The 25,708-nt window shown below is 36.7% G+C and carries 22 protein-coding genes; 13 read left to right on the top strand and 9 right to left on the bottom strand.

Annotated elements, in window-relative coordinates:
* The first annotated feature begins 29 nt into the window (after positions 1 to 29).
* The 10 genes from HN643_05610 (at position 30) to HN643_05565 (ending at position 11,687) form a co-directional block, all read left to right on the top strand.
* On the top strand, positions 30 to 2,927 hold the full coding sequence (locus tag HN643_05610) for a hypothetical protein (GenBank protein MBT7501113.1): 2,898 nt from the start codon (positions 30 to 32) through the stop codon (positions 2,925 to 2,927).
* Positions 2,928 to 3,059: 132 nt separating this feature from the next.
* Complete coding sequence (gene queA, locus HN643_05605) at positions 3,060 to 4,094, top strand: tRNA preQ1(34) S-adenosylmethionine ribosyltransferase-isomerase QueA (protein ID MBT7501112.1); 1,035 nt, start codon at positions 3,060 to 3,062, stop codon at positions 4,092 to 4,094.
* Between the two features lie 260 nt (positions 4,095 to 4,354).
* Positions 4,355 to 4,912, top strand: coding sequence for an AmmeMemoRadiSam system protein A (gene amrA, locus HN643_05600; protein MBT7501111.1), 558 nt, complete (start codon positions 4,355 to 4,357; stop codon positions 4,910 to 4,912).
* Between the two features lie 29 nt (positions 4,913 to 4,941).
* Complete coding sequence (locus HN643_05595) at positions 4,942 to 5,925, top strand: HD domain-containing protein (GenBank protein MBT7501110.1); 984 nt, start codon at positions 4,942 to 4,944, stop codon at positions 5,923 to 5,925.
* Positions 5,926 to 5,932: 7 nt separating this feature from the next.
* Positions 5,933 to 6,391, top strand: a complete 459-nt coding sequence (locus HN643_05590) for a hypothetical protein (GenBank protein MBT7501109.1) — start codon at positions 5,933 to 5,935, stop codon at positions 6,389 to 6,391.
* Between the two features lie 23 nt (positions 6,392 to 6,414).
* Positions 6,415 to 7,479, top strand: coding sequence for a hypothetical protein (locus HN643_05585; protein MBT7501108.1), 1,065 nt, complete (start codon positions 6,415 to 6,417; stop codon positions 7,477 to 7,479).
* A 54-nt stretch (positions 7,480 to 7,533) separates the two neighbouring features.
* A complete protein-coding gene (locus HN643_05580) occupies positions 7,534 to 8,754 on the top strand; it encodes a glycosyltransferase (GenBank protein ID MBT7501107.1) in 1,221 nt (406 codons plus the stop codon).
* A gap of 59 nt (positions 8,755 to 8,813) precedes the next feature.
* Positions 8,814 to 9,704, top strand: coding sequence for a glycosyltransferase family 2 protein (locus HN643_05575; GenBank protein MBT7501106.1), 891 nt, complete (start codon positions 8,814 to 8,816; stop codon positions 9,702 to 9,704).
* A gap of 16 nt (positions 9,705 to 9,720) precedes the next feature.
* Positions 9,721 to 10,164 carry a hypothetical protein gene (locus HN643_05570; GenBank protein ID MBT7501105.1) on the top strand — a complete coding sequence of 148 codons (444 nt, stop codon included), beginning with the start codon at positions 9,721 to 9,723 and terminating at the stop codon, positions 10,162 to 10,164.
* A 2-nt stretch (positions 10,165 to 10,166) separates the two neighbouring features.
* Positions 10,167 to 11,687, top strand: coding sequence for a hypothetical protein (locus HN643_05565; GenBank protein MBT7501104.1), 1,521 nt, complete (start codon positions 10,167 to 10,169; stop codon positions 11,685 to 11,687).
* Here HN643_05565 and HN643_05560 read toward each other — a convergent pair.
* The 3 genes from HN643_05560 to priA form a co-directional block, all read right to left on the bottom strand.
* Complete coding sequence (locus HN643_05560) at positions 11,657 to 12,604, bottom strand: methionyl-tRNA formyltransferase (GenBank protein ID MBT7501103.1); 948 nt, start codon at positions 12,602 to 12,604, stop codon at positions 11,657 to 11,659. The genes HN643_05565 and HN643_05560 overlap by 31 nt on opposite strands.
* Before the next feature lie 2 nt (positions 12,605 to 12,606).
* On the bottom strand, positions 12,607 to 13,065 hold the full coding sequence (gene def / locus HN643_05555) for a peptide deformylase (protein MBT7501102.1): 459 nt from the start codon (positions 13,063 to 13,065) through the stop codon (positions 12,607 to 12,609).
* A gap of 139 nt (positions 13,066 to 13,204) precedes the next feature.
* A complete protein-coding gene (priA, locus tag HN643_05550) occupies positions 13,205 to 15,073 on the bottom strand; it encodes a primosomal protein N' (GenBank protein MBT7501101.1) in 1,869 nt (622 codons plus the stop codon).
* Positions 15,074 to 15,214: 141 nt separating this feature from the next.
* Between priA and HN643_05545 the strand changes: the two genes are divergently transcribed.
* Positions 15,215 to 15,436 carry a hypothetical protein gene (locus tag HN643_05545; protein ID MBT7501100.1) on the top strand — a complete coding sequence of 74 codons (222 nt, stop codon included), beginning with the start codon at positions 15,215 to 15,217 and terminating at the stop codon, positions 15,434 to 15,436.
* A 153-nt stretch (positions 15,437 to 15,589) separates the two neighbouring features.
* Here HN643_05545 and amrB read toward each other — a convergent pair whose 3' ends face one another.
* The 4 genes from amrB to amrS all read right to left on the bottom strand — a co-directional run bounded on the left by amrB (position 15,590) and on the right by amrS (position 21,653).
* Positions 15,590 to 16,378, bottom strand: a complete 789-nt coding sequence (amrB, locus tag HN643_05540) for an AmmeMemoRadiSam system protein B (protein MBT7501099.1) — start codon at positions 16,376 to 16,378, stop codon at positions 15,590 to 15,592.
* 19 nt (positions 16,379 to 16,397) lie between these two features.
* Positions 16,398 to 17,768 carry a hypothetical protein gene (locus tag HN643_05535; protein ID MBT7501098.1) on the bottom strand — a complete coding sequence of 457 codons (1,371 nt, stop codon included), beginning with the start codon at positions 17,766 to 17,768 and terminating at the stop codon, positions 16,398 to 16,400.
* A 64-nt stretch (positions 17,769 to 17,832) separates the two neighbouring features.
* Positions 17,833 to 20,457, bottom strand: coding sequence for an ATP-dependent chaperone ClpB (gene clpB / locus HN643_05530; protein MBT7501097.1), 2,625 nt, complete (start codon positions 20,455 to 20,457; stop codon positions 17,833 to 17,835).
* Positions 20,458 to 20,633: 176 nt separating this feature from the next.
* Entirely contained in the window at positions 20,634 to 21,653 is a 1,020-nt protein-coding gene (gene amrS / locus HN643_05525; protein ID MBT7501096.1) for an AmmeMemoRadiSam system radical SAM enzyme, read from the bottom strand.
* A 126-nt stretch (positions 21,654 to 21,779) separates the two neighbouring features.
* Here amrS and thpR point away from each other — a divergent pair, with 126 nt between their 5' ends.
* Entirely contained in the window at positions 21,780 to 22,316 is a 537-nt protein-coding gene (gene thpR / locus HN643_05520) for an RNA 2',3'-cyclic phosphodiesterase (protein ID MBT7501095.1), read from the top strand.
* 4 nt (positions 22,317 to 22,320) lie between these two features.
* The gene (locus tag HN643_05515) at positions 22,321 to 23,514 is read left to right on the top strand and encodes a WecB/TagA/CpsF family glycosyltransferase (GenBank protein MBT7501094.1); all 1,194 of its coding nucleotides are present in this window, start codon (positions 22,321 to 22,323) and stop codon (positions 23,512 to 23,514) included.
* Between the two features lie 59 nt (positions 23,515 to 23,573).
* Here the strand turns inward: HN643_05515 and HN643_05510 are convergent, their stop codons facing one another.
* Together HN643_05510 and HN643_05505 are read right to left on the bottom strand one after the other, a co-directional pair.
* Positions 23,574 to 24,212, bottom strand: a complete 639-nt coding sequence (locus HN643_05510; GenBank protein ID MBT7501093.1) for a hypothetical protein — start codon at positions 24,210 to 24,212, stop codon at positions 23,574 to 23,576.
* 320 nt (positions 24,213 to 24,532) lie between these two features.
* On the bottom strand, positions 24,533 to 25,531 hold the full coding sequence (locus HN643_05505; protein MBT7501092.1) for a hypothetical protein: 999 nt from the start codon (positions 25,529 to 25,531) through the stop codon (positions 24,533 to 24,535).
* Between the last annotated feature and the right edge of the window lie 177 nt (positions 25,532 to 25,708).

Raw genomic sequence — 25,708 nt, 5'->3', positions numbered from 1 at the left:
GAAAATTTATTCTAATTTTGGAGGAAAAGATGAGCAAGGTCAATCGAATTTGGATCGTAGCTCCGATGAGAGCCCACACTAGAACTGTGAAGGCAATCTTTGAGAACGGTCCAATCGAGACCTATCTCAGAAAAACCTTTGCCACAAAGCTCCTCGAGTTGGGAAAACTCGAGGAATCGTTTGGAATTGTAGCTGGCACCGGCGTAGGAAAAACTGTTTTTCTGCGCGACATTTGCCAACAACATTTTGGTGACAAATTTCAATACGATATTGTCACCAGTGAAGATGAAGCAACATCCTACACTTGGCAGTGCCCAGTGGTCATCTGTACTACTGGAGTAGCCATGAACTATCTCAAAGCCGGAATCATCAAGAATGACGGCGGTGATGTAGTGATCATCGATGAAGTGCATCAAACCAGTGAACATCTGGAACTTGTTATGGCTCTAGCCAAGTACAAGAAAATTCAAGTAAGCTGGATGAGTGCGACCATCGATTCAACTGTTTACCTTGATTACTTTGGCACCCGCCAGATAATTGAATGTGAACATGTAGAACCTGGTAAAGAAGCAACTGTTAACTGTCATCTTTTTACCTATCAACGGTACGGTCTTGGCATTAACACCAGAAAACCCTGGGTTGAGTACTTTCTCGATGACATGGGCAATCTGGACAAGGTCATTTCCGGACAGCGTGGCATGGTAGTGTTTCTACCAACCCGCGCCATGTGCGAGAAGATGGCCAGAAAATATGATGGGAATTCAACTCTACACACTGATTTCTACCACGGTGGCGAGTCAGCAGACAAGCTGTACAAGTACATGCGTGGTGAAGTCAAGAAACCGTTCATTATATTTATGACCATTGCTGGTTCTTCTTCCCTGAATGTTCAGGGACTGGACTGGGTCGTGATTCATAATGAAATGTTCACTGAAGTGGTGGACAAGTACACAGGAGTTAAAGCGCTGGAAAAGCGAGCGCTTGATTCCAACTTCATCCTACAAATGGGTGGACGTGTGCACGGTCGCGTTGTTGGTGGTCAAATCGACATTCTTACTGAATATGAGGTTGACTACCACACGTTAAAGCCTGTGGTTCCGGAATTTGTACTGGCTGGTGACCTCGAACAGGTTGCTCTGACTTGTGCAAGAATGGAAATTGACTTGGATGAGTTGGATCCTATTGGTGGAATTGATCATGATCGATATCGCCAGGTTTGGCTTATGCTAGTCAAGCGAGGTCTAATTTCCAGGGACAATAAACTGACTGACTACGGTCAGAAAGTTGAAAAGTTCCCGGTGGCCAGAATCTGGGGTGAACATCTTGCTCAGTCGAGTAATGAATTGTTACCGCTAGTTATGGTTTGCGCCGCCACCTCAAGCTTGTACTCCATGCTAAACCGTGATGGTAAGTACGACATCGACGAATTCATTGTTCCATGCAATGATTTACTGACTAAATACAACATCGTAATTCATGCACTGGAAAGCTTTGGCTATATTCGCAAGAATCATCAGGACGGAACTTCCGTCTTTGGACTGAAGCGCGAATACCGAAGCTGGGCAATTGAACATGGGATTTACTACAAGTCTGTGGATAGCACGCTGATTGCAGTCAGCAGCATTCTCCGGGCACTTAAAATTCCGCTATTCCGATTCCAAGAGGACCTTCCGGAAATCACCCCCGAATTAGAAGCTAACTTTAAACAGCTTCTGATCAAGGTTGATGCAATGGAATTAGCCAATCAACGTGGAATTCTGCGTGAGCAAAGAAGCGGCTGGAGTATTGACACAGTGGAACTGTCCAAAACTTCAGTATGTAGAAAAAGCGGACAACGCCTACCTATGTATGGTTCGGTTCATACTATCCGAACCCAACGAAACGGAACGTTCCACAATATGGAAGGTGTGTTCCTGACTATGCAGGATCTGGAAACTGTTTTTAGTGAACCATATATTCACAATGCAAGCTGTAGTCCCTACGGCGGTGTGAATATCAGCTGGTACTATCCAGGTTTAGGAATGGAAAATCTTTTCGTTGTAGAAGACAATGACGACAGAATTCCAGATAAACATCTTACACCTGAACTACTGACCAGCCTTGAAAGTTCATTCATCGACAGACTGGCGTACAATCAGTTGGGAGACTTGGATGATGATATTGAAAGACATAATCAAATCGTTATCCGAGCAATTGTTGGTACTTCACGCTACTCCAGCATAAGTACTGCACGAGATGAATACTCTCGACTGATTCTAGGAACTGGTGTATACACCGTTGAGTTAGCAAAAGAAAAGGGTATCAGCCTGAAAATTCCGAAGTCACGAATTCCAGAAGGGCATGCGCCTGTTCAACCGAATGGTTTTGAAACTGGTCATGTTAACTTTAATGGCGTTAGTGAACCTGGTAACATCTCATTTCGAAATGCGTTATCTGGGATCTTCAGACGTTCTATAACGCGAACTCAACCTATGCCCAGACCCATTCGTCCATTACCGACGATTTATCCGATCCGCCACATGCCAAGTTCTGGCAGTCGTTTCAATAACGATTTTGAAAGCAACACGGCGGCGACACCCAGGAAAAAGTCTGATAAGGGTAATGCTCGGCGACGGAAAGAATTCAAGAAAGACATGGCTGAGCCAATGGTTGAAACCAACGAGCCCGTTATTCCCACTGGAAAAACGCAAGCTCGTGCTGACTGGTTGATTGAACAAACGGAAATGACCAGAGCCAAAATCACAGCGCAAATTGCAATTCGTGATCAAGCTATGGTCGACTACCAAAAGGCATATGATGGCAACGGGATAACACTCGAACATCAACGAGCCTGGACAAACGCTGAAAAGAAAATTACTCAGCTATCTGAAAAAATTGACAAATTTGAAAACGAAGCTCTCGAGATCATGGAGGAACTCGAAGCTTAAACAAACCAAGGACAATCTTGTAACACAAGGTTGTCCTTTTTTTTATTTTCACAAAGTGAATCGGGAAGCGAGACATCTTTGCACCGAACAAACACTGTTGAAACTTTTTAGTTTGTCCTTTATACTAAAACCATGAAAACATCTTTATTCAATTACAATCTTCCACCAAAACTGATAGCCAATGAACCAGCCTCACCGCGAGACAGTTCACGACTTTTGGTTTATAACAAAGATCAAGATAAAATCATTCATGACAAGTTTTTTAATTTAGACAAATACCTTCAAACTGGTGATGTTTTGGTATTTAATAATTCTAAAGTAATTCCAGCTCGTTTACTTGGCAATAAATCTACTGGGGGAAAAGCTGAAGCATTATTATTAAAACAAGAAGATACCGACATTTGGCAAGCAATGTTGGGCACCAGAAAGCCTAAAATCGGCTTAAAACTGCGATTTGAACATGGTCTACAAGCAGGGGTGATTAAGAAGATTAGTGAAAAAACCTGGCTCTTAAAATTCAATTTTGCAGGTCCTAAATTTAGAGCCATTTTAGCCAAAATCGGGCAAGTGCCATTACCTCATTACATTCGGAAGATCAAAGGGCAAGGGGCAAAGATCAAAGATCAATACCAAACTGTTTACGCAAAAAAAGATGGTTCAGCTGCAGCGCCAACAGCTGGCTTGCATTTCACAAACAGATTATTGAAAAAATTAAAAAATAGGGGAGTGCAATTGGAGTTCATAACACTTCATGTTGGCCTAGGAACTTTTGCGCCAGTAAACACTGAAAATATTGAAGACTTCAAAATACATACCGAGTACATTGAAGTTGACTCTGTCACAATTAAGAGTTTAGAAAAAGCTAAACAACAAAGTCGGCGAATTATTGCTGTGGGGACAACCTCAGTTCGAACATTAGAGACAATTTTTTCCAGCAAAAAAGCAAACACTAAAAACTTAAATCTTAAAACTAATATCTACATTCACCCCGGATATAAGTTTAAATTCATCGACGCCATGATCACCAATTTTCATTTACCAAAATCTAGTTTGCTAATGCTTGTCTCCGCATTTATTGGCCGACAAAAAACACTTCAACTGTACAAATTAGCAATTAAACTAAAATATCGTTTTTACAGTTTTGGTGATGGAATGTTTTTATCTTAAAAATTCGCTTTAGACGCTTTAGATTCCGGGTCCTACCTTCGTTAAAACTACGGTAGGCAGGCAAGCCAGGAATGGAATAACAATAAAGAAGAAGATTCAAACATAAAAAACTGTTACCAAAAGTGTCCTTCCAGATTTTACCCAATGCCTCAAAACACCCCCAAGCGTCATTCCGGACTACGATCCGGAATCTCGACAATCACAAGTGGTTATTTTTCATTTGAACTCTTTAACTTAAATTGCTATACTTAAATTATAATATGCAATTCACAGATGAACAAAAAAGTGAACTTCTTGGCTATGCCAGGCAAGTATTAGTTCATATTGTAAAAGATGGCAAGAAAGTTGAACAGGATTGCCCTGATTCAAATTATCTAGAATCAGCGGGTGTTTTTGTTTCGCTTCACAAAGGAAAAGAATTACGCGGTTGCATTGGATACATTGAGCCGGTTTCCAGTATTTGGGACGCAATTGCCGACAACGCAGTTGCCTCAGCCACTAGGGATGTCCGATTTCTAGAAGTTTCTGTTGAAGAACTTGATGAAATTAAAATCGAAATCTCTATTTTAACTCCAGCCAAAGAATGTCAACTCGAAGATATTGAAGCAGGCAAACACGGCGTGATTATCCAACAAGGACCACACAAAGCAACTTATTTACCACAAGTATGGGAAAGCTTATCTAGCAAAGAAAAGTTCCTTGGTACGCTTTGTCAAAAAGCTGGACTAGGTGAAACTTGCTGGACGGATAAATCTACAAAATTTTATAAATATGAAGCAATAGTCTTCAGTGAAAATAGCCAAGGTGGAACAGTATAACAATGTAACAATATAACAATTTAGATTTTATGAACCAATCCTCACTCGTCTCAGCACTAAATGGCAATTCTGATGGAAAACATTTTATTGAAGATTTGCAAACTGGAGACAAATTAGTCAACGAACAATTCGCTGTAAAAAGTATTCGCAACGGAAAAACTTCTGCTGGCAAAGATTACACAGACCTAACGCTGGGCGATAAAACCGGCGAAATAATGGGAAAAATCTGGGAATCTAATCTTGGAAACTGCCAAGAGCCAAAACTTGGACAAGTTGTCGAACTGTCTGGCACAATAGACGAGTTCCGCAATAAACTACAGATAAAAATCACATTCCTTCAACAAGCCGATGATTTTAACTTATCTAATTTTTTGCCAACATCAAAAAAAGATCAAGAATTACTTTGGCAAACTGTTGAAGCTAATATTAAATTAATCAAAGGGAAATATCTAAAAAGCCTTGTTGAATCATTCTTCAAGGAAGAATCTTTTGCAGAAAAATTCAAATTAGCACCTGGAGCTGAAAACATTCACCATGCCTACGTTGGTGGTCTTATGGAACACGTTGTTGAAATGTTAAACCTCGGCAACAGCATCCTAACTGACTTCGAAGATCTCAACCGTGATTTATTAATTACAGGAATACTTTTGCATGATATTGGTAAAATGCAGGAGTTGGCCATCGATCACACGATTTATCGAACCCTTGAAGGAAATTTAGCCGGCCATATTTCTCTTGGTGTAATTTCAATTGACAAAGAAATTGATAAAATAAAAAACTTCCCAACAGAGCTAAGAGCAAAAGTTTTGAATCTTGTTCTTGGTCATCACGAAAAACTAGAATACGGCAGTCCAGTAAAGCCTATGATTCCTGAAACATTTGCTTTGGCTTACATTGATAATCTATCCGCAAAAGTTAACACCGCCCAAAAAGTTATTAATGAAAATAAGAATAGTGACGCGGAGTATTCAGATCGTAATTATGCGTTGGAAACGAAGTTATATTTAAATTAACAGAACTATGAATAAAGAAAAAAAGGACCTCACAGAACAAGAAGGCCCTCAAAACTCTACAATTGTTGACTTTGCCTCTTTTAAAAAAGCCGAGAAAAAAGAATTAAAACCTGGGGATAAATTTACAATTCCAGTCCTTGGAGGATCGGCGAACTTTGGTTTTGAAACTAAATTACCCTGGGTTAAAATTGTCCGAGGTAAAACCGGACACGGAACTAGCGATGAGGGTATTATCAAGGAAGGTGCCACTGTTACAGTTATGGGAACATCAAATGAATTTGGTATTCTTTGTAAATATAATGGTTCATCAAAACATGGAGGAACAGTGTTGAATGATGGTGCAATGTTTTTTATAGACAAAGACGATTTACTATTCTGGCCAGAATTAAACAAATTACAAGAACAAGAAAGAGCCAGACAAGAAGATGAAATTACCAGGATTTTGAAAGGTACTCCCAACAATTAACTCTATTTGCGAAGAATTAATCTATGTCAATCGAGCAGATAAACCCTGAAAGAGAAGTCAAACCTGATCTGTCCCAAAGGCTGAATCAATTTTTTACTGACCCTGAACGATTTCAATTTAAAAAGAAACTTGTATTCAGTGCTGGAACCTGCCCAATGAGAGCTAATAACTCAGAAATACCATATCTTGTTGAATCAACTGATTTGGATGAAGGGACTTTGGTTGACCCAGGTTATGCACAAGCAGAAAGACTAGCTTGGGATTTACAAGCTATCGAAGCATTAACAGATGAACCTATTTCGACAAGCGAAAAACAAGTTGCACCTGGAGAAAAGTTAACAGTTGAATTTCAGTACAAAAGTAAACCAAGAAAGATAACTTTCATTGCCGGCGATGCAACTGAAAAAGAAAACATGCCTGAAAATTTCAATGTTTACTTTTCCGGCCGAAGAGTTGTCATAAACGACGAAGATCTTCAACACACACCCACAGAAAAAATCGCTAACATAATAGAGAGCCTAGCGGATGGCGGTTACGTAATTCCAGACCGCGACCTAGCTGACGATTCTACGTTTTTTTCCAGTGAACAGTTAGCAAGTTTAGACTTAAGCGAAATTGAAGGCATTCGCCCAGAACCAACAACGGTTGAAAAAGTTGATCAAGCCAAGTTTGATCAACTTCGCAATCAAGCTTTTGAACAAGCAATTCAAAAAGGTGAGCTTGCTCCTAAACCATTAGTTCAGACGTTAAAATTCAATAATGGAGAGGTGATTGAAATGTTATTGAATAGACCTGAGCTAGAAGACAGAATTTCAGAAACTGATGAACAATTTCAAGTGATTGAGACAAATTATAAAACTATTGATGAATTTTTTTCTGCCCACCCTGAATTTTCAAAAACTGATTTTAAAATGACCGAAATTGGACTATTTCACAAAACAAAGGATTTACATATTCCGTATGAACCTTTTTCTGAACAAGAAGCAAAAATTCTTGAAGAGATTGAACAAGGTTGCCAAACCCAAGCAACCGAAAAGATAACCCAAAAGGGGATTGGTCTTTATCAAAAAGCAAGTTCGAATAAATAATTTCAATAAATTGATTAACAACTTTCAACTTTCACCTTTCAACTTTTAACTAATATGCCCGATATCTACGGTTACGACAATGAAAAAGTAAATATCATCATGTTCAACATGAGTAGCTTTTTTGATTGGGATCATGGCATTGTAAATCGGAATTATAATATTCTACACTCCTTGGAAAAAGATGATCGCATCGGCAAAATAGTTGGCGTTGATTTTCTGCCGATCGGCTGGAAAAAAGCAGTAAAACATTATTTTCAAAATATATTGTGGGAAATCCGAACTGCAGATATAGTTTACGGTGATTTGACCAGCGCTTGTTACAGACGAACTGATAAAATTTACGCCTACACCAGCATCGACTCATTATTTTCATTCAAAAAAGTGGCGCGGGAACTAAAACGTGTAGAAAAAATGTTGAACCTCAATAATGTAGTTTTCTGGTCATACAATCCCATGTTCACTGAGTTTATTGGAAAACTAAATGAAAAAATGTTTATTTTCGACACTGTGGATAACTGGGTTGAACACCCGCAATACACAAAATTGATGCGCAAGGGTAGACTCGGACGTAATTACAAAAAAATTGCGGACAAAGCTAATTTGATTTTTACAGTCTCCGACGAACTCAAAGATTTTTATAAAGAAATGGATCGAACCAAAGACGTACACTGGATTCCTAATGGAGTGGATTTTGATTTGTTTAATGATCCAGAAAAAATTGATAAGGAAAATGAATTAAACAAACTTGAAGGAAAAATCATTGGTTACTTTGGCACGATAGAGGATCGACTCGATTTTGATTTAATTGCCACACTTGCCAAAAAACACAAAGATAAACAAATTGTTCTTTGCGGTCCAATCTGGCCAGTTGTCAAGCACGAATTCAATAAAAAACTTGGCAAATACAAAAACATAACTACCACCGGGCGAATTAAATATCAGGATGCACCCAGTTACATTAACAAATTCGATGTCGCAATTATTCCACATAAAATTAATAATTTTATAAAATCAACCAACCCAATGAAAATGTACGAATACTTAGCTTGCGGTAAACCAGTTGTAACCACCAAAGGCGCCGGGGTTGATATGTTTAAGGATTTAATGTATATAACTAATGACCATGATAAGTTTTCTGATTTTATTGATCAAGCAATTGCTGAAGATAGCCCTGAACTAACAGCTAAACGTCGAAATGCGGTCAAAAAACACTCATGGCGCGCTAGAGTAGAGAAAATGACTGAATTAATGTTTAATAAATTGGAAATTAAGTAATTGGTAATTTTGTAATTAATTATTATTTGGAAAATTGATCAATTGGTCATTAATTAAATATGCACTTATCAATCATCACTGTCAGCTGGAATGTTCGCGATTTATTGAGTCGATTACTTGACTCAATTTTTCAGTTTACCGATGACATTGAATATGAAGTAATCGTAGTTGATAATGACTCCAAGGACGGTACAGTAGAATCTCTTCATAAATACTATAAACCCTGGATTAAGTCTGGAAAACTGAAAATTATTGACAACAAGCACAATGCAGGATTTGGAAAAGCCAACAATCAAGGCCTAAAAATGAGTCAAGGTAAGTATGTCTTATTTATGAATCCAGACATGGAACTTTTGGAAAACAGTTTTCAGAAATTACATTCGTTTATGAAAAAAACACCCAATGTTGGTATTTGCACCTGTCGTTTACTATATGGAGATAAAACTACTCAACCAAATATTAAAATCAATCCAGATTTATGCAGTCAAATATTAATTCTACTAAAACTGCACCATTTTTTAGGATTTTTACCATGTTTGAAAAAATATCTACAAAAGGATTTTGATTATACACAAAAATCATACGTCAAACAGATTATGGGCGCGTTTGTCTTCACACGCCAAGAAATAATGGCAAAAATGGAAGGGTGGGATGAAGATTACTGGATTTGGTGGGAAGACCTACAACTATGCAAAGATGTCCAAGAACTAGGACATGATCTAGTTTACCTACCGATCACTGAAGTTGTACATTATGAAGGTAAAAGTTTTGCTCAAACCTTTGGACTAAAAAAACAAAAACGATTCAACAAAGGAATGTTGACTTATTTCCGAAAGAATCATTCTATGTGGTCGTATGTTATACTTCTATTACTGCAACCTTTAAGCTATATTCTGACCTTCATTACTCAAATGTTTAGAATTAAACCACGCCCTCAATCAAAAATTTAAATTCTTTTATAACAATATGATCTTAATTAAAGAAAATCAAATTACGCATGAGCCCATTGTTGATGTAATACAAAACCTAGAAATTCTATCTGATTTAAAGCAGGCAATTGAAGAATACATTATCGACAATCAACAAAAAACAATCATCGCGGGCGAACCTTGTTCAGTTTTTCATGTCAGTGGCCTTGCTGAACTGCATCACCAAAAGCTGGCTAAATATCTGAATCGAATTATTTTCAATAACCAGCAGGAAACTGCAATGGTTCACAAAGGAATGTTTGGCAATTATCCGCTATCTCATCACTGGATTCAGGTTGATGATTTAATTATTGATGTAACGATTAAACAGTTTTCTAACAAAAGCATTAATTTGAATGAAACCTTAAGAACACTACTAGATCACAGTTGTTTTATTTGTGATAATGCAAAAAACCCATTTTATCAACTTTATTCTTGTTAACTATGGTGAAACTTAAGTTTTTCGGCTCAACCTTTCGCTTAACCATTTTATTTATTATTCTGACAGAATTACTGTCTTTTTTTGTTTATTGGTATAAAATTGTTTTCGACATACAAGCAATTGTTTTCGTTATAATAATTTCAGTGATTTTTTTAATCAGTTTAAAGGATTTAAAACTTGGACTGTTAGCTGCTTTGACTGAATTATTCATTGGCGCCCAGGGCCATTTGTTTAATTTAAATATTGGCAATTTTGCTATTTCAATTCGTATCGGGATTTTTACCGTGGTTATGCTAGCTTGGTTAATTTGGACAATTCGAAAAAAGACTTATCGCTCAACTGTAAATTTAATTAAAAGTCATAAAGAGTTAATCTATTTAGCAGCAATATGCTTATGGGCATTGGCATTTGCTTTGTTCCGACAAAATTCACTAAAAGATATCTTTTTGGATTTCAATGCCTGGTTATACTTTTTATATTTCCTTCCATTTTTGACTATTTTCAAAACCCAAAAACACTTAAATCAGATTTTACAAGTTTTTACAGCAAGCATTATTGCTATTAGCCTAAAATCAATATTCATTTTATTTATTTTCTCACATAAATTAAGCATACTGCGTGATTTTTATCGCTGGGGCAGAGACACAAGATGGGGAGAATTCACCTTGCTCAGTAATAATTTTTATCGAATATTTTCTCAATCACAAATCTTTATTCTGATCGGCTTTTTCATATTATTAAGTTATTTATTTTTCAAAGGCAAATCAAATTACCGCGTCAAAAATAATCAATATTTATCTGTAGTACTTTTCCTATTACTTAGTACAATCATCCTTAGCCTTTCTCGAAGCTATTGGGTTGGTTTATTTCTTGGATTTATTTTATTGCTAATAGTCGCCACATTTATAGTCAAACAAAAAAAGAGTCGACTAGCCGCGTTAATTATTCGTCTAACGTTTATAACACTCCTAAGTTACGCCTTAATTATTACTATAATCAACATACCAATTTCTTTCGGAAACGGCTTTTCCACTTCCGGCTCTATGATAACAGATCGAATTTCAATTTCAGACAATGCTGTTTCTAGTCGCTGGAGCCAACTACCCAAATTGTCGAAAAAAATCATTAAGCATCCCATAATTGGCTCTGGCTGGGGGACTACTGTAACTTATCAAAGTCAAGATCCTCGAATTTTGAATGAAGAAAATCCGCATGGTTGGTATACAACTTATGCTTTTGAGTGGGGATATTTAGACTTCCTGCTGAAGATTGGTTTGTTAGGATTAATCATTTACCTAACTTTGTTAATTTCAATTTTCAAAAAACTTTGGGATTTACACAAAAAAAACACAGACCGCTATGTTCGCGCTCTGATTCTTGGTTTAATGTTCGGCCTATTTTCACTAATTATTGTTCACGGCTTCAGCCCTTATCTAAACCATCCACTTGGTATTGGATATTTACTAATTTTATTAACATTGATTCCGATACTTCACCCCAAGACAGAACCCACAAAATCCTGATGTCCATTTATAAAATCCTTAACTGACATTTTATTTTTACCCTCAGGCCTAACTTCAAACAACTCAATAAAACCTGAACCTGTTCTCACGAAAATTTTTCCATTTTGTTTCATAACTTTACCCAAGTCAACCTTTTCATTGGGGATCTCTGCTATTTGGGCATTAATTATGTCCAATTTTTTATTTCCGAAATATGTATAACTTCCAGGCCAAACTTCAAATGCTTTAACCTTTCCAATGATTTTTTTCGCAGAATGAGCCCAATTAATCAAGCCGTCTTCTTTTGATACCTTGTAACAAAAGCTTGCTTTATGATCATCCTGAATATCAAAACTAAGATTACCCTTAATATAATCTGGGATCCTTTTCGCCAACAATTGAGCCCCCAACAAAGACAGTTTTTGCTCCAGCTTTCTATAGCCCCAATCAGGATCAATTTGTACGCTTTTTTGAACCAAAATATCGCCAGTATCCATGCCTTCATCCATTAAAATAATACTGCAACCAGTTTCTATGTCAGAATTTAAAAAAGCGCTCTGAATCGGAGAAGCGCCTCGGTACTTTGGTAGCAGTGAAGGATGCACATTCAAACACCCATGCCGAGTAAAGTTTAAATATTCGGATGGCAATATTTTACCGTAGGCTGCCACCACACAGAGATCTGGATTTAAACCGGCTAATTTTTCCAAAAGTTTTGGGTTTTTCTGTAGACTTAACGGTTGATAAACTGGAATACCTTGTTGTTGAGATAAAGCTTTTGTTGGAGGCGAAACAATTTCCAAGCCCCGACCTCCTGGTTTATCAATTTCTGTTACCACAGACACAACCGTATATCGCTTTATTAATTCCATTAAAATTGGAACAGAAAAAGTTGCTGATCCCAGAAACACTATCTTGATTTGTTTTTCATTTATCATGTTTACTTTTTGGATTTGACTAACTTATCAATAAAAAGAATTCCATCTAAATGATCAAGCTCGTGTTGTATGACTCGAGCAAATAACCCTCTGGCTACAATTGTATTTTTTTGACCCTGGCCATCGTCAAAGCGAACAGTTATTTTTCGGCAACGCTTAACTTTGCCATATTTACCTGGAACACTTAAGCAACCTTCTTCATCTATATCTTTAAGAAATGACTTCCGTACAACTTTTGGGTTAACAAAAATAATGACTCCATTTTTTGAATTAATTACAGCCACTCTTTTTCCAACTCCAATTTGCGGAGCAGCCAAGCCAATTCCGTCTTTTTTTTTCATAGTTTCAGTCATATCTTTTACTAATTGACTAAACTTTTCAGTTGTTATTTCACCCAAACTTACGTCTTTAGACTTTTCTCTTAGCCTGTCATCTGGATGAGTGACGATCTCTTTAATCATATATTAATATTAAACCATAAAATAAACACAAAAGGAAATTATTATAAACAATTTCAAAGCTACAACTCCAAAACAAACGTTTGAATTGGGGTTTGTTCATTTTAGATTAATTAGAACAATTAGGGTAATTTAAACATAACTATAACAGGTCAATCGGGCTTTTGTCAATAGTCCAATGCTCTGTTACCTGAGCTAAAATCTCATTTTCAACTGAAAGATCAAGCTCAGGTAAAAATATCGCCATTTGACAACGAAACCGTTTTCGAACTTTTTGTCGATAATGTAAATATGGCTCACTAATCTTGCCTTTGTTTTGGGTAATCAATGAATTAATTTGCTTGTGAAAATTCGAACCTTCTCTTTCGCAAACTGTTTTATCATGATGATCAAAAAATAACTTTATCAGTGTTGCAAATGGGGGATAGCCAAATGTTTTTCTACTATCAATCTCTTGTTTATAGAAATAATCATAACCTTGATTTAGACTTTGAAACGCTAGATTCTCAGGAAAACAAGTTTGCACAATAACTTTTGCGCCAACGGCACGATGAATTAATTCTTGTTGAAAACTATACAATTTAAAATTGGAATTAAAGTCAGCCAAGTAGGCCAAACTATCTATATATACAAAAGCCAGTAACTCTAAATTTTGAAAATGCTTTGTCTTAATTTGCTGACCAGTAGAAATCAATATCTTAGCGGTCGAACTATTCTCATCCTGGGTTAAATCACAAACTTCAGCACCCAAAACATTTCGCAATTGCTCTTTTATTTGCTGTAACCCGATTCCAAGCTTTTTCAACTTCACACTGCGACATTTAGGACAGTTCAAATAGACAGACTGTTTTATACCACAGCGGTAACAAGACAATTGATTATTTTCAACCGTTAAAGGTAATTTACACTCAGGACAAGTAGCCTCAAATCCACAGTCTTCGCAAAAGAAATAACTATACTCACCAAGTTTATTTACAATTAACAAACTTTTGTTTGCTATTTTAATTGAATTCAATAAATCATCTGACAAATAAGTAAATGATTTTTCTCGCTCTCTCTTTAGATCAATAATTTTGATTTCTGATGCTGTTTTTTTTCCCAAGGAGATGTACTTATAATCTTGTTCTTTCGCCAAGTAACTGTCTTCAACCCTGGGAGTTAATGATGATAAAATCAATTTACAATTGGTTATTTCCTGAATTTTTTGAACAACCTTTTGAGTTTCATAACGGGGATTTTGGTCCCATTGCTTGTAATCATCACTATGAGCGTCATCCAAAATAATGGTTCCCAATTTAGACAATGGCGCAAACACCGCAGAACGGGTACCCAAAATAATTTTACTTTCACCAGATTTTATTTTCTGCCAAGCTGTGAAATAACGCGCCTTGGAAGTATACAAATCAGAAGTTAATACTGCGGTTTGTTTACGTAATTCAGGACTCAAGTGAGCATAGAATTCATGAACTTTGTAAACCTGTGGAAACAATATCAAAATTTGCCTTTCTTGCGCTACAATATCCTGTATCAAATTTAAATATAAACACCTCTTTAAATTAATATCGAAAGGAAATAATAAAAAATTACGAGTCTTTGATTTGCTAATTTTTTCAGCTAAATCCTTAACCTCTTGATTTTCCTTCAACTCAGAAACTGGGATTTCTAATTTTTTATCAACTACCTTTACTTTACGTTTAGGCATGTGTGGCAATAACAAATCCAAAGTCGACCCTTTTGAATAATAATAATTTTGGCTAAACCAATTAATAAATTCCAACTGATAGGGTACTAAAGATTTTATTTTGGGTTCCAAACTGATAACCTCTTTGATATATTTGAATTCTGATTTATCTTTCAAACTATGCACAATTCCCAACATCTCACTCTTTTTGAATGGTACATTAACAATTTGACCAGGCACTAATTCTAGATTTTTAGGAATTGAATAATCAAAATAATGCATGCTACGAGGCAATTTTTTATGGGGTATTATTTGAGCTACTTTTTGCATATTTTCATTATAGCACTTCCCACAGATAAAACAAATATTTATGTAAATTTAGAAGCAAATCAGGACTAATCCTTGACAAACACCAATTATTTTGATATGTTATAAGGAATCTTCGTATTATCTAAATCAAAGGAGGATAAGATGTTTCGAAGTGAAGATCATCCAGAAGCCAAAACCGGTGAAAAATTCATCGGGAACATGCCATTCTCAATGTACGACAATCTAGAGTATCAGTCAAAAAGAACGGGCTTCATTGCGTATGATCGCAACGACGCTGAACTCCCAAAATCCAAAGGTCTTTTTCCTGTATTTGTCTCAATCGAAGAATACGAAAAAAAACAAGAGGAGACGACGAATGACTGATTCTGCCATTGTTGATGAATGTACAAAACACAAAACGCGCTAATGAATCCATAAGCGCGTTTTTCTTTTTTAAATGATATTTTGTTATAAATTATAAAACCCTAAAACTTCATTCCGGAATAACAATCTAGAGAGGATTCGGTGCTAACTGGTTTACTTGAATTTAACTGAACCCACTAAATACCCAACTCCAAACGGCGCTTCATAACTCAATACTTCAAAATCATAACTCATATTCTTGATAGCGCCAAGCATAATTAAAAACGATCGCAATCCACACTCACCAGCTTCTTCGATGAATGCTGGTTCCATGTTTAGGATACCTTCAACACTTTTCTTTTTCAAAAGTTGAATTAATTTTTTATCAAACTCTTTGGCTTTTGGCGAAAAACCTGCTGGCGCCTGCATACTTAGACGATGTGATAAATCACCAGATGCAATTATGGCATATTTTTTATCTGAACTATAAATAGCTTCCTTCAAAACTTCACCAAATTCTATATGCTTTTGAAAATTCAAAAAGCTGTAAGTCATTGGAACAATTCGATAATCTGGATTTTTGCGAGTCAAATAGTATAAGGGAACTGAGGCGCCATGATCCAAAGTTGACTCTGAAATTAATTGGATTGGCAATTCAACTTCATTTGCACCTTTGAGTTGATTTATGAAACCAAGATCTGACTTGAACTCTTGTTTGGTAGAAAATTCACCAAACTTTTCAAACGTAGCTGTATACTTTTGGTTAGTATTAATAGTAAAAGCATCAAAATTAATATCACCATGCGGAGTGATTACAATCAAAGTATCAGGTTTAGCATCATTTAAGTCCTGCTCTAAAATGTCCAAAGCGTGAATGGTTTTTTTTAATTTTTTTATATTTTCCTTGCCGATTGATGGAATCAATATCGGAGGATGTGGCACGATTGCTGAAAATACGAGCATATTGAAATTTATTTAAACATTAATTTTTAAAATCAAGGTCGACGACAGCACCCAATTCTAAATTTGATAAGCTTTTCTCATCAACTATATGAACATTTTCCCATCTATATCCCAGTTTTTCAAAGACACTACCTGAAACAATTGGTCTTTTTTGTTCATTAGAAATAACATATACTGCGGAACCTGACTCTGCCTTTACTAAAATTCCATTTTTTAATTTAACTGGGTCCTGATTCGGAAATTTAGATAATTCCTCAGGCGAAACTTGCGTTAAATTATATTGAGGATAATTAAGCTTCAAGATATCCTTAGTTATAATTGGATGTTTTAATCCATCTTGAACATAATAAACGCCACCGGTTTGATTATTTTGTAGCAATGAGCCAGTTGGATAAGCACTCTGCATAGTAATTGGTTCACCTAGATCATACTTTGCAAAATCACTTAAACTCAAGAACTCAAATTCTTCAGGATTGTACCCAAGTAATCTTAAAACCTCAGCGTCAGCAAACTTTCGAAGTTCGTTATCTACCAGCAAAAACACATTGCCCATTGGAGTTTCTAATATAGAGTAATTAGAAAATTTAATCGGATGACCAATTTCATACTTTTCAAGTTCAGCTTTGCTCACTGAAATTACATTAGCAATATCATAACGAGAAATCAAGGCGCTTTTGCTAAAAAACGGCCTGCGTACTCCGTTGTCAATTAGCCAAACTCCAGCCTCTCCCTCTGCCTGTAGCATCGACTCGTCTGGATATTTTTGCGTGAACCAGTTATTCCAGATTTTCCAAAAAACATAATTACCATGAATATGTGGTGTGTAGTTGTATAAATTTGCTGTAGCCTGATTTACCATATAAACTTGATGACCATCTATAGTGTAGGTTTGACCAGCTTTTCTTAACCAGCCTTCAGTTGATTCAATATACCAACGATTCCTGGACGCCATCATTTCCACTTGTGTTGCGAATCCCTTAAATATAATTAAACCTGGATCATCTGGATCACAAGCATCACACACGCCATAACCCATGGCCCAATCATATTGTTTCTGCGTAGGAGTATCATCCTCAACAATGCTTTGTTCTTTCTGAAGCATCACCAATAAAAATTTAGGATTTATCTGATGTTCTATTGAGGCCTGCCAAATAAGCTCTGCTGCTGATTTATCAACTCCATTCTCATCTAATGCGCGATAAGTATCAAGTGTTCCATTACGCCTGTCTAGAAATTCCTGAATATCATTCAAACTCATGCTATAAGCGTCCGTTAAATCAGAGTCAGAGATGATGTAACCATTATTAAACTCAATAGCCAAAACAGGACTGTATGGAATAAACAGACTTAAAACAAGACTTAAAATTATTAAATTCTTAAGCTTTTTCATATGCTCCTATTATAACAAAACAACCTGAGGTTTTCAACCTCAAGCTGCTTTGAATATAAGAAATTTATTTTGTATCAAATTGAACTTTACCTCGTTTAAAATCAACCTTTACTTTATCTTTAGCTGAACCTTCAATTATTTGCAAAGCTAACTCATCTAGAATTTTACTTTGAATTAAACGCTTTAGCGGTCGAGCACCAAACTGCGGATCATATCCTTGCTCAGCCAACATGTCCTTTAATTCAGGCCTAAAGTTGACTTGAATTTCCTTTTCCAACAAACGCTTAGCAACAATATCTAATTGTAAATCAACAATCTGTCGAATATCAGCCTTACTTAGAGCATTGAAAATGATTATTTCATCAATACGATTTAGAAACTCAGGACGGAAATGATCTTTCAGTTTGCCCATAATTTTATCATCTGTACTTTGTTTAAGATCTTTTTCTTTGTTACCAAATCCCAAGTCTGACTTATTCAATGAATCCAAAATCGCATCAGACCCAATATTTGAAGTCATTATGATAATTGTATTTTTGAAATTAACTTTTCGACCCTTTGAATCAGTCAAATGTCCATCATCCAATAATTGAAGTAGGGAATTGAAGACTTCTGGATGAGCTTTTTCAATTTCATCAAATAAAACCACTGAGTATGGACGACGTCTTACTTTTTCCGTCAACTGTCCTCCCTCATCATAACCTACATATCCCGGAGGTGAACCTATCAACTTTGAAACAGAGTGCTTTTCCATAAACTCGGACATATCCACACGTACAATTGCATCTTCGCTATTAAACATGAATTCAGCCAATGCTTTTGCTAGCTCAGTTTTTCCCACTCCAGTTGGCCCAAGAAAAAGGAACGAACCAATTGGTCGATTTTCCTCAGACAAGCCAGCTCTTGAGCGACGAAGAGCATTTGATACCGCAACAATAGATTTCTTCTGACCAATCACACGTTTTGCTAATTCATCTTCTGCATGAGTTAATTTTTCAATTTCGCTTTGCAACATTTTACTAACAGGAATACCTGTCCACTTGGAAACAACTGCGGCAATGTCTTCTTCTGTAACTTCCTCCTTCAATATCTGTCGACCACCTGGGCCAGATTGTACTTTTTTCAATCGAGATTGCAACGACTTAATGGATTTTTCCTTTTCAGGAATCAAACCATAGCGAATTTCAGCAACTCGGTCATACTCAGCTTTTCGTTCCAAAATGTCTGCTTCTTGTTTTAATTTGTCAATGTCTTTTTTATCCTCTTGAATCTGATTAATCAATTCCTTTTCTTTCTTCCAATGTAACTCCAACTGATTTGCTGTTTCCTTTAACTCTGCTAAATCCTTTTCAATCTCTCTAGTTTTCTTTTTTGTGGTTTCAGTTTTTTCCCTAGCAATGGCCTGCTTTTCAATTTCCAGTTTCATAATTTTTCTTTTGAGTTGATCCAGTTCATTGGGCATACTGTTTAACTCAATTCGTAAAGCGGAAGTTGCTTCATCAATAAGGTCAATCGCTTTATCAGGCAAAAATCTATCTGAGATATATTTTAATGAAAGTTTTCCAGCTGCGACTACAGCATCGTCAGTGATTCGCACACCATGATGAACTTCATATTTTTCTTTAATTCCACGCAAAATAGCAATGGTATCATCAAGAGTAGGCTCCAAAACCATTACTGGCTGAAAACGACGCTCCAAAGCTGCATCCTTTTCAATATGCTTTTGATATTCTTTTAAAGTTGTTGCTCCCACACAATGTAATTCACCTCGAGCTAAAACTGGTTTTAATAAATTTGAAGCGTCCAGTGAGCCTTCAATTGATCCAGCGCCTACAATTGTATGTAATTCATCAATAAAAACAATGTACTTGTCTGGATTTTTTTTAACTTCCTGCAAAATGGCCTTCATTCGTTCTTCAAATTCACCACGAAACTTTGATCCAGCTACAATTGACCCAATATCTAAACTCAAGACTTGTTTGTCTTTTAAATTTTCCGGAACATCCCCAGCCACAATTCGCTGAGCTAAACCTTCTGCAATGGCCGTCTTACCAACGCCAGGTTCACCAATCAAGACTGGATTATTTTTTCTTCTACGAGAAAGAACTTGAAGAACTCGACGAATTTCATCATCTCGACCGATAATTGGATCTAATTTTTCTTGTCTTGCTTCTTCAGTCAAGTCAGTTGTATATTTTGAGATAACATCTCTTTTGTTTTCTGGATCTGCTGAGTCAATTTTTTGATCGCCCCGAACATCAGTTAAAATTTGTTTAACCTTAATATAGTCAACTCCAAAAACATTTAATATGTGCGCAGCAGGGGAGTCAACTTTTAATATTGATAATAAAAGATGTTCAGTGCTAACGAACTCGTCACCCATGTTTTTAGCTTCGCGTTCAGAATTAACCAAAACAAAATTCATAGGACCCGTTACAGCGACTTGTCCAGCTTGTTGAACCACCTGACCTTTAGGTATTTTCCCTAATATTGACTTAGCCTGTGCACTAACTTGTTCAACAGGAACTTCCATTTTTTTCAAAACTGTTAAAACTATACTTTCTTTTTGTTCTAATAAAGCGGACAACAAATGAACAACATCAATTTGAGGATGTTTATTTTCAAAAGCAATCGCTTGCGCTTCTTGCAAGGCTTGTTGAGAATTAGTAGTGAATTTACGGATATCCATAGAAATAAGTTCCAAGATTAAAGATTCAAGATTCAAACCATCTTGTTACTTGATACTTGGGACTTGTTACATTTAAAAATTAGCAGTCGAAGCATTAGAGTGCTAAAAGTATTATATAATAAATCCATAAACTGTCAATAGTAAACAAAAAAGACGAGATAATATCTCGCCTTATTTCAACATTCTGTAATGATTGGTAATTCTGTATTACAATTTGCACACTTTGAATCTTTCAGATAAGACTTTGTAGTGTAACCAAGCCTACTGATAACAACCTGACCACAGCTTGGACACAAACTGTTTTGGCCGTTTTCAATTGCAAAACTATCTGCGTAAACGTAGTTAAGTCCAATTCTTTTTGCAACTTTGATTGCTCTAATCAAAGATTCCTTCTCAGTAACTGGCTTGTCATACATTTGATAGTATGGACGGAAACGAGAAACATGCCAAGAAATAAGTGGGCTTACAGTTGCAATAGATTCAACTAAAAACTCTAACTGATTTTCAGAATCGTTCATGCCTGAAATCAAAAGTGTTGTAACTTCAGTATGAATGCCCGCTGCTACGCACAGCTCAATATTTCTTTTTACGGGCTCAAGGCTTGCATTACAAACTTCCTGATACTGATCATCGTCAGCAAATTTTAGATCAATATTAATTGCATCAAGATACGGCTTGATTAGATCAAAAGTTTGTACGGAAAAATACCCATTGGATACCCAAATATTTTTCAGGCCATTATTATGAGCAAGTTTCATTACTTCAAGAGCATATTCCACAAAAATGGTTGGCTCAGTGTAAGTATAGGAAATTGACTTACAGCCACTATTCATTGCCACTGAAATAACCTGATCAGGCTCAACAAATTCACCTGGGACATTCTGTGTTTGCTTTACAACCTGAGAAATATCATGATTTTGACAATGCTTACAACTAAAATTGCACCCAGCACAAGCTATTGAAAAAGTTTTACTTCCAGGCAGGAAATGATTCAGTGGTTTTTTCTCAATTGGATCCTGCCCCATGGCAATGACTTTACCATAATTCAAAAGATGCAATTTCCCACCATCATTTTTTCGAACACAGCAAAAACCAACTTGATCTTGTTCAATTTTACACTTATGCTCGCAGGCAAGACAGTGTACAACACTATCGTGCTTTTCCGCTAATTTATCAGCAAAATATTTTGTTTCCATATTTTTCTCCTTGTTTTTCTTCTTAAAGAACATTATTATATTAAATTAGCACAATAAGCTTATTCCTTCAAGTATCACTCTTTTATTTTAGCATTATTTTTGCTATACTAAAATGGATTATCAAATATGCGATATTTTCTGGCCATAAATTTAACTAAAGAAATAAAGTTTTACCTAGAAGACCTTATTTTAGAGTTAGAAAAAAATAATCAAATTCATGATATAAAATGGACAGAGCCTAAAAACCTCCATTTAACCATGGGTTTCATTGAAAACATAAGTGAATCTACTTCTCAAGAACTATTACAAAAGTTTGAAAATGAATTTGAATTCACTGAATTTACTTTGCGTTTAGACGAGATCGGTATATTTCCGAATTCACAAGCTCCCAAAACTATAGTTATTGCCTTACAAGACACTGAAAAAAAACTTTCTCCGCTTAGAAATATCATAAACCAGACTTTTGAAAAATTTAACATTCCCACCGATAATAGAAAATTTTCACCACACATCACTCTTGGCAGAATAAAGTGGGGGAGAGGCCATATGCATTTAGATACGCCCATTCAAAAGATGGAATTTCAAGTTAAATCAATTGACTTTATGCAAAGCGAACTAACACCGACTGGGCCCATTTACACCAAACTAAAATCTTTAAACTAATAAAATGAATCGTCCACCAGACTTTCACAATAAAGCAATAATCCTTGGCGTCAAAATTAACGATCAACCTTTAGATTTTGTTTTAAATGAAATTGAACGATCAATAGGAACTGAAAGACAATTGAAAATTTTCACTCCTAATCCAGAAATCTGTCTAAAAGCTGAAAAAGATGAAGAGTATCGCCGTGTATTAAATAATGCTTCAATTAGTACTCCTGACGGATTTGGATTAAAACTAGGAGCCAAAATACTTGGTGAAACCCTAGAAAACAGGGTGCCGGGGTCAGATTTAACTCCAGCAATTTTAGAAAAATTCAATCAAACCGGAATCAAAGTATTTATAGCACTCCGAAATGACTCATTGAGCACACCAACACATATTCAAAATTTATTCAAAGAAAACTATTCAAAAATTAAAATTAAAATTGGAGTATTAAATAAAAACAATTATGATAATTGTGATAAAGTCTTAAATGACATTAACAGCTTTGAACCACAACTTGTTTTTGTTTGTCTAGGTGCACCAGATCAGGAAATTTGGATTAACAAATACTTAAAATTTTTATATCCAGTAAAAGTTGCCCTGGGAATTGGAGGAACTTTTGATTTTTTAACAGGCCAAATGAAACGAGCGCCAAAAGTTATTAGAGAATTAGGAATGGAATGGTTCTACCGTTTATACAAAGAACCAACTAGATTAAAAAGAATCAAAAATGCTACAGCGGACTTTCTTTTAACTTGTCACAAATGGAAGAAACGAATCAATTCAGAATATAGAGAAAACGTAGTTGGTGTCGTTACTAATAACGAAGGTAAGTTTCTAGTTCAAAAAAACCCACGCTTCAAAAACCACTGGCAATTTCCACAAGGCGGAGTTGATAAAGACGAAACTATCGAGTCAGCGGTAATTCGAGAAGTCGGAGAAGAAGCAGGTATTCCAGAAAATAAATTACAAATTATCAAAGCCCTTCCGGAGTCTCATATTTACAACTGGCCAGATTACGCCAGACTAATTAAAGGCTACAAGGGTCAAAAACAACAAGCCTACGTACTTAAATTCATTGGCAACAACAGGGAAATAGATATATCCAATAGTCAAGAAGCTGAGGAAATCAGATGGGTAGACAAAGATGATTTAATTAAAACTATTCATCCACATCGACACGAATTTCTTAAAAAAATACTAAAACACATCTAAATAAAAACATTTTAAAACAGAAGACGAGCACTCAGTGGAATGCTCGCTTTTTTGTAAGTCTAATTAATATGATATGAATCTGCAATTTCTTGTTGTTGCTCTTCGTAAAGCTCAAATTCTTTTCCAAGAAAACATGTCTTAATTGATAAGGTTGGAAGCAGACTAACCCTTGTTCCGGATTTCACCAACATCAACAAGCTAAAAACCTTGTGATAACGGAAAAAGTCAAATGAAATAACACGCAAATCATCATTATTTTCCGGCCATAACTGTTCATCTTCTAGCTCAGCCCGAACCTGTAGACCCGCCAAAACACTATCAGCTATTTTTGTATTCTTAGTTAAGCTTTTAACTGCATACAAAACCACCAATTCTTTATCTCCAAAATCAACATTTTCGAGATGAACGCCAGCAATTGATTTTAATTCATTTACAGAGACTGGTAGATCACGGAGATCCTTCAGTCGTCTCCCTCTTCCTCTGATTGCAAAAAACTTTGCTAGCTCCGTAACGGAAGGTAAATTGAAGCAGTCCTCGTCAGGATAAACAAATATAATTTGCCTTCCCTTGTCTTTTTCATTCAGACAAAAACAGTTGCATTGCATGAAATACTGTATTACAAGTGATCGACTGAAAAACAATGGCCAAAATGAATGGCTAACAGGTACAACTAGGTCCTCAGAATTGCTCTTGATCATTTAAATGACACCTCCTTGTTTGGGTGCAGGGTCTTTTAAAGAGCAATGTATTCTATATACAATATTACATGATATCAAGTATTTGTCAATCTGTCCAGTCCGGATTATGGACAGATACTGATGTACGGATTTACTAGAATTAACAACCTTAAATTATGTTGTGGATTCATACTCAATAGATCCGTACATCCGTACTATTCCGTAATCCGTACAGATTTAAAAAGAAAAGAGCCACATTTTGGTTAAAATGTGACTCTCCTGGGATGTGTTAATCCCTAGGTAGAATTAGAGGGTTTTGGCAGGATTCTTGCGGTGTGATTCTAGCCCTCCCAGCCGTTCCGGCCGTGGCCCCGGGGGTTGTGAGCCTGCTGCGGCTGAGTGGAATCCTTGTCCGTCGACGGGTCCGAGGCGCTCTCGAAGATTTCACTCATCGAGACCGTCAAAGACTGCTTCTTCTGTTCCCGCAGAAGTCCTGCGGGAGTGAAGAACGCCCTCTGGAACAAGAACGTGACATACGGCGTGTCCTTGATTTCGATTTTACAAGGATTGGTGGACGGATCCACCTTGTCGCCGTGTCGCGCCACCAGCTGCTCTGCGAGGACCTGCTTGAACGCAGGGATATCGCGAGTCAAGATCAATGCCGCGTACTTCACTTGTCCGAACTCGCGCATCAGCAAGGACATGCCACCCATGAACGGGATGGTCTTGTAATGCGTGTACCGCCGATGGAAGGTCAGAAAGTCCTTCCAGCTCAGTGGATCCAGATCCTTCCTTTTCAGCGCCGCCATGTAAGCGGGCTCGAAGGAAGAGACCTTCTCGCAAAAAACGATACTCGATGCCTCCGGAAGATCCAGGGGATCGGTACACGGAGACCAGGCCGCCAAGTCACGCCCGGCCAGCACTGACAACTCCGTCCAAACCGAATTGTCCGGACCGAAGTCGAGCAGGTCCTGAGCCTGGAGCTTTGAAACCTGAGCCTCGTACCGTGCCGCTTTCTTAGCCTCGAACTCGTTCTGGCGTGCCGTACGCTCACAGAAGTCCTCGACTGCGGACTGCAGGTTCTTGTAAACCTGGAACCGCTTGTCGTTTTCTTTGAGGAACGTGCAGACTGCACCGTGCGATGCCTGGGTACGAGTGTAGTAGAACTTGTCTACACGGACAACCCACACACCGTTCCAGTCGTCGATGACCGGTCCTTCCTTGCCGTCCAGAATTGCCACTTCGCCCCGTTTGGTTGGGTCCGAAATGGCCTCAATGATTGCGTCAACGTCTCCGTCAAATCCCTCAACCAATGCATTCACCAAATGTACCTGTGTCATTGTGTGCCTCCCGGCGTTTAATTGTTAATATTACATTACCAAAAACCAATAATTCTCATCACTTATATAAATCATAAAAACAGTTGGTCCTTGCTACAAAATGTCAAATTATATTTAACGACTAATACAGTATTATAGCACACTTTTTATATTTTGTCAATAGGCTTAAAACTTGAG

Source organism: Candidatus Falkowbacteria bacterium (assembly GCA_018674305.1).
In the GTDB taxonomy this organism is placed as follows: domain Bacteria; phylum Patescibacteriota; class Patescibacteriia; order UBA11705; family JABHMO01; genus JABMRF01.
This window is presented reverse-complemented; position numbering and strand designations above follow the sequence as displayed.

Bases quoted from the DNA above. Each gene is read 5' to 3' on its own strand.
- HN643_05575 (MBT7501106.1), top strand. From the start codon at position 8,814: ATGCACTTATCAATCATCACTGTCAGCTGGAATGTTCGCGATTTATTG.
- amrB (MBT7501099.1), bottom strand. From the start codon at position 16,378: ATGCTCGTATTTTCAGCAATCGTGCCACATCCTCCGATATTGATTCCA.
- HN643_05535 (MBT7501098.1), bottom strand. From the start codon at position 17,768: ATGAAAAAGCTTAAGAATTTAATAATTTTAAGTCTTGTTTTAAGTCTG.
- HN643_05505 (MBT7501092.1), bottom strand. From the start codon at position 25,531: ATGACACAGGTACATTTGGTGAATGCATTGGTTGAGGGATTTGACGGA.
- def (MBT7501102.1), bottom strand. From the start codon at position 13,065: ATGATTAAAGAGATCGTCACTCATCCAGATGACAGGCTAAGAGAAAAG.
- HN643_05595 (MBT7501110.1), top strand. From the start codon at position 4,942: ATGAACCAATCCTCACTCGTCTCAGCACTAAATGGCAATTCTGATGGA.
- HN643_05515 (MBT7501094.1), top strand. From the start codon at position 22,321: ATGAATCGTCCACCAGACTTTCACAATAAAGCAATAATCCTTGGCGTC.
- HN643_05570 (MBT7501105.1), top strand. From the start codon at position 9,721: ATGATCTTAATTAAAGAAAATCAAATTACGCATGAGCCCATTGTTGAT.
- clpB (MBT7501097.1), bottom strand. From the start codon at position 20,457: ATGGATATCCGTAAATTCACTACTAATTCTCAACAAGCCTTGCAAGAA.
- HN643_05580 (MBT7501107.1), top strand. From the start codon at position 7,534: ATGCCCGATATCTACGGTTACGACAATGAAAAAGTAAATATCATCATG.
- HN643_05565 (MBT7501104.1), top strand. From the start codon at position 10,167: ATGGTGAAACTTAAGTTTTTCGGCTCAACCTTTCGCTTAACCATTTTA.
- priA (MBT7501101.1), bottom strand. From the start codon at position 15,073: ATGCAAAAAGTAGCTCAAATAATACCCCATAAAAAATTGCCTCGTAGC.
- thpR (MBT7501095.1), top strand. From the start codon at position 21,780: ATGCGATATTTTCTGGCCATAAATTTAACTAAAGAAATAAAGTTTTAC.
- HN643_05510 (MBT7501093.1), bottom strand. From the start codon at position 24,212: ATGATCAAGAGCAATTCTGAGGACCTAGTTGTACCTGTTAGCCATTCA.
- HN643_05545 (MBT7501100.1), top strand. From the start codon at position 15,215: ATGTTTCGAAGTGAAGATCATCCAGAAGCCAAAACCGGTGAAAAATTC.
- amrA (MBT7501111.1), top strand. From the start codon at position 4,355: ATGCAATTCACAGATGAACAAAAAAGTGAACTTCTTGGCTATGCCAGG.
- amrS (MBT7501096.1), bottom strand. From the start codon at position 21,653: ATGGAAACAAAATATTTTGCTGATAAATTAGCGGAAAAGCACGATAGT.
- queA (MBT7501112.1), top strand. From the start codon at position 3,060: ATGAAAACATCTTTATTCAATTACAATCTTCCACCAAAACTGATAGCC.
- HN643_05585 (MBT7501108.1), top strand. From the start codon at position 6,415: ATGTCAATCGAGCAGATAAACCCTGAAAGAGAAGTCAAACCTGATCTG.
- HN643_05560 (MBT7501103.1), bottom strand. From the start codon at position 12,604: ATGATAAATGAAAAACAAATCAAGATAGTGTTTCTGGGATCAGCAACT.
- HN643_05610 (MBT7501113.1), top strand. From the start codon at position 30: ATGAGCAAGGTCAATCGAATTTGGATCGTAGCTCCGATGAGAGCCCAC.
- HN643_05590 (MBT7501109.1), top strand. From the start codon at position 5,933: ATGAATAAAGAAAAAAAGGACCTCACAGAACAAGAAGGCCCTCAAAAC.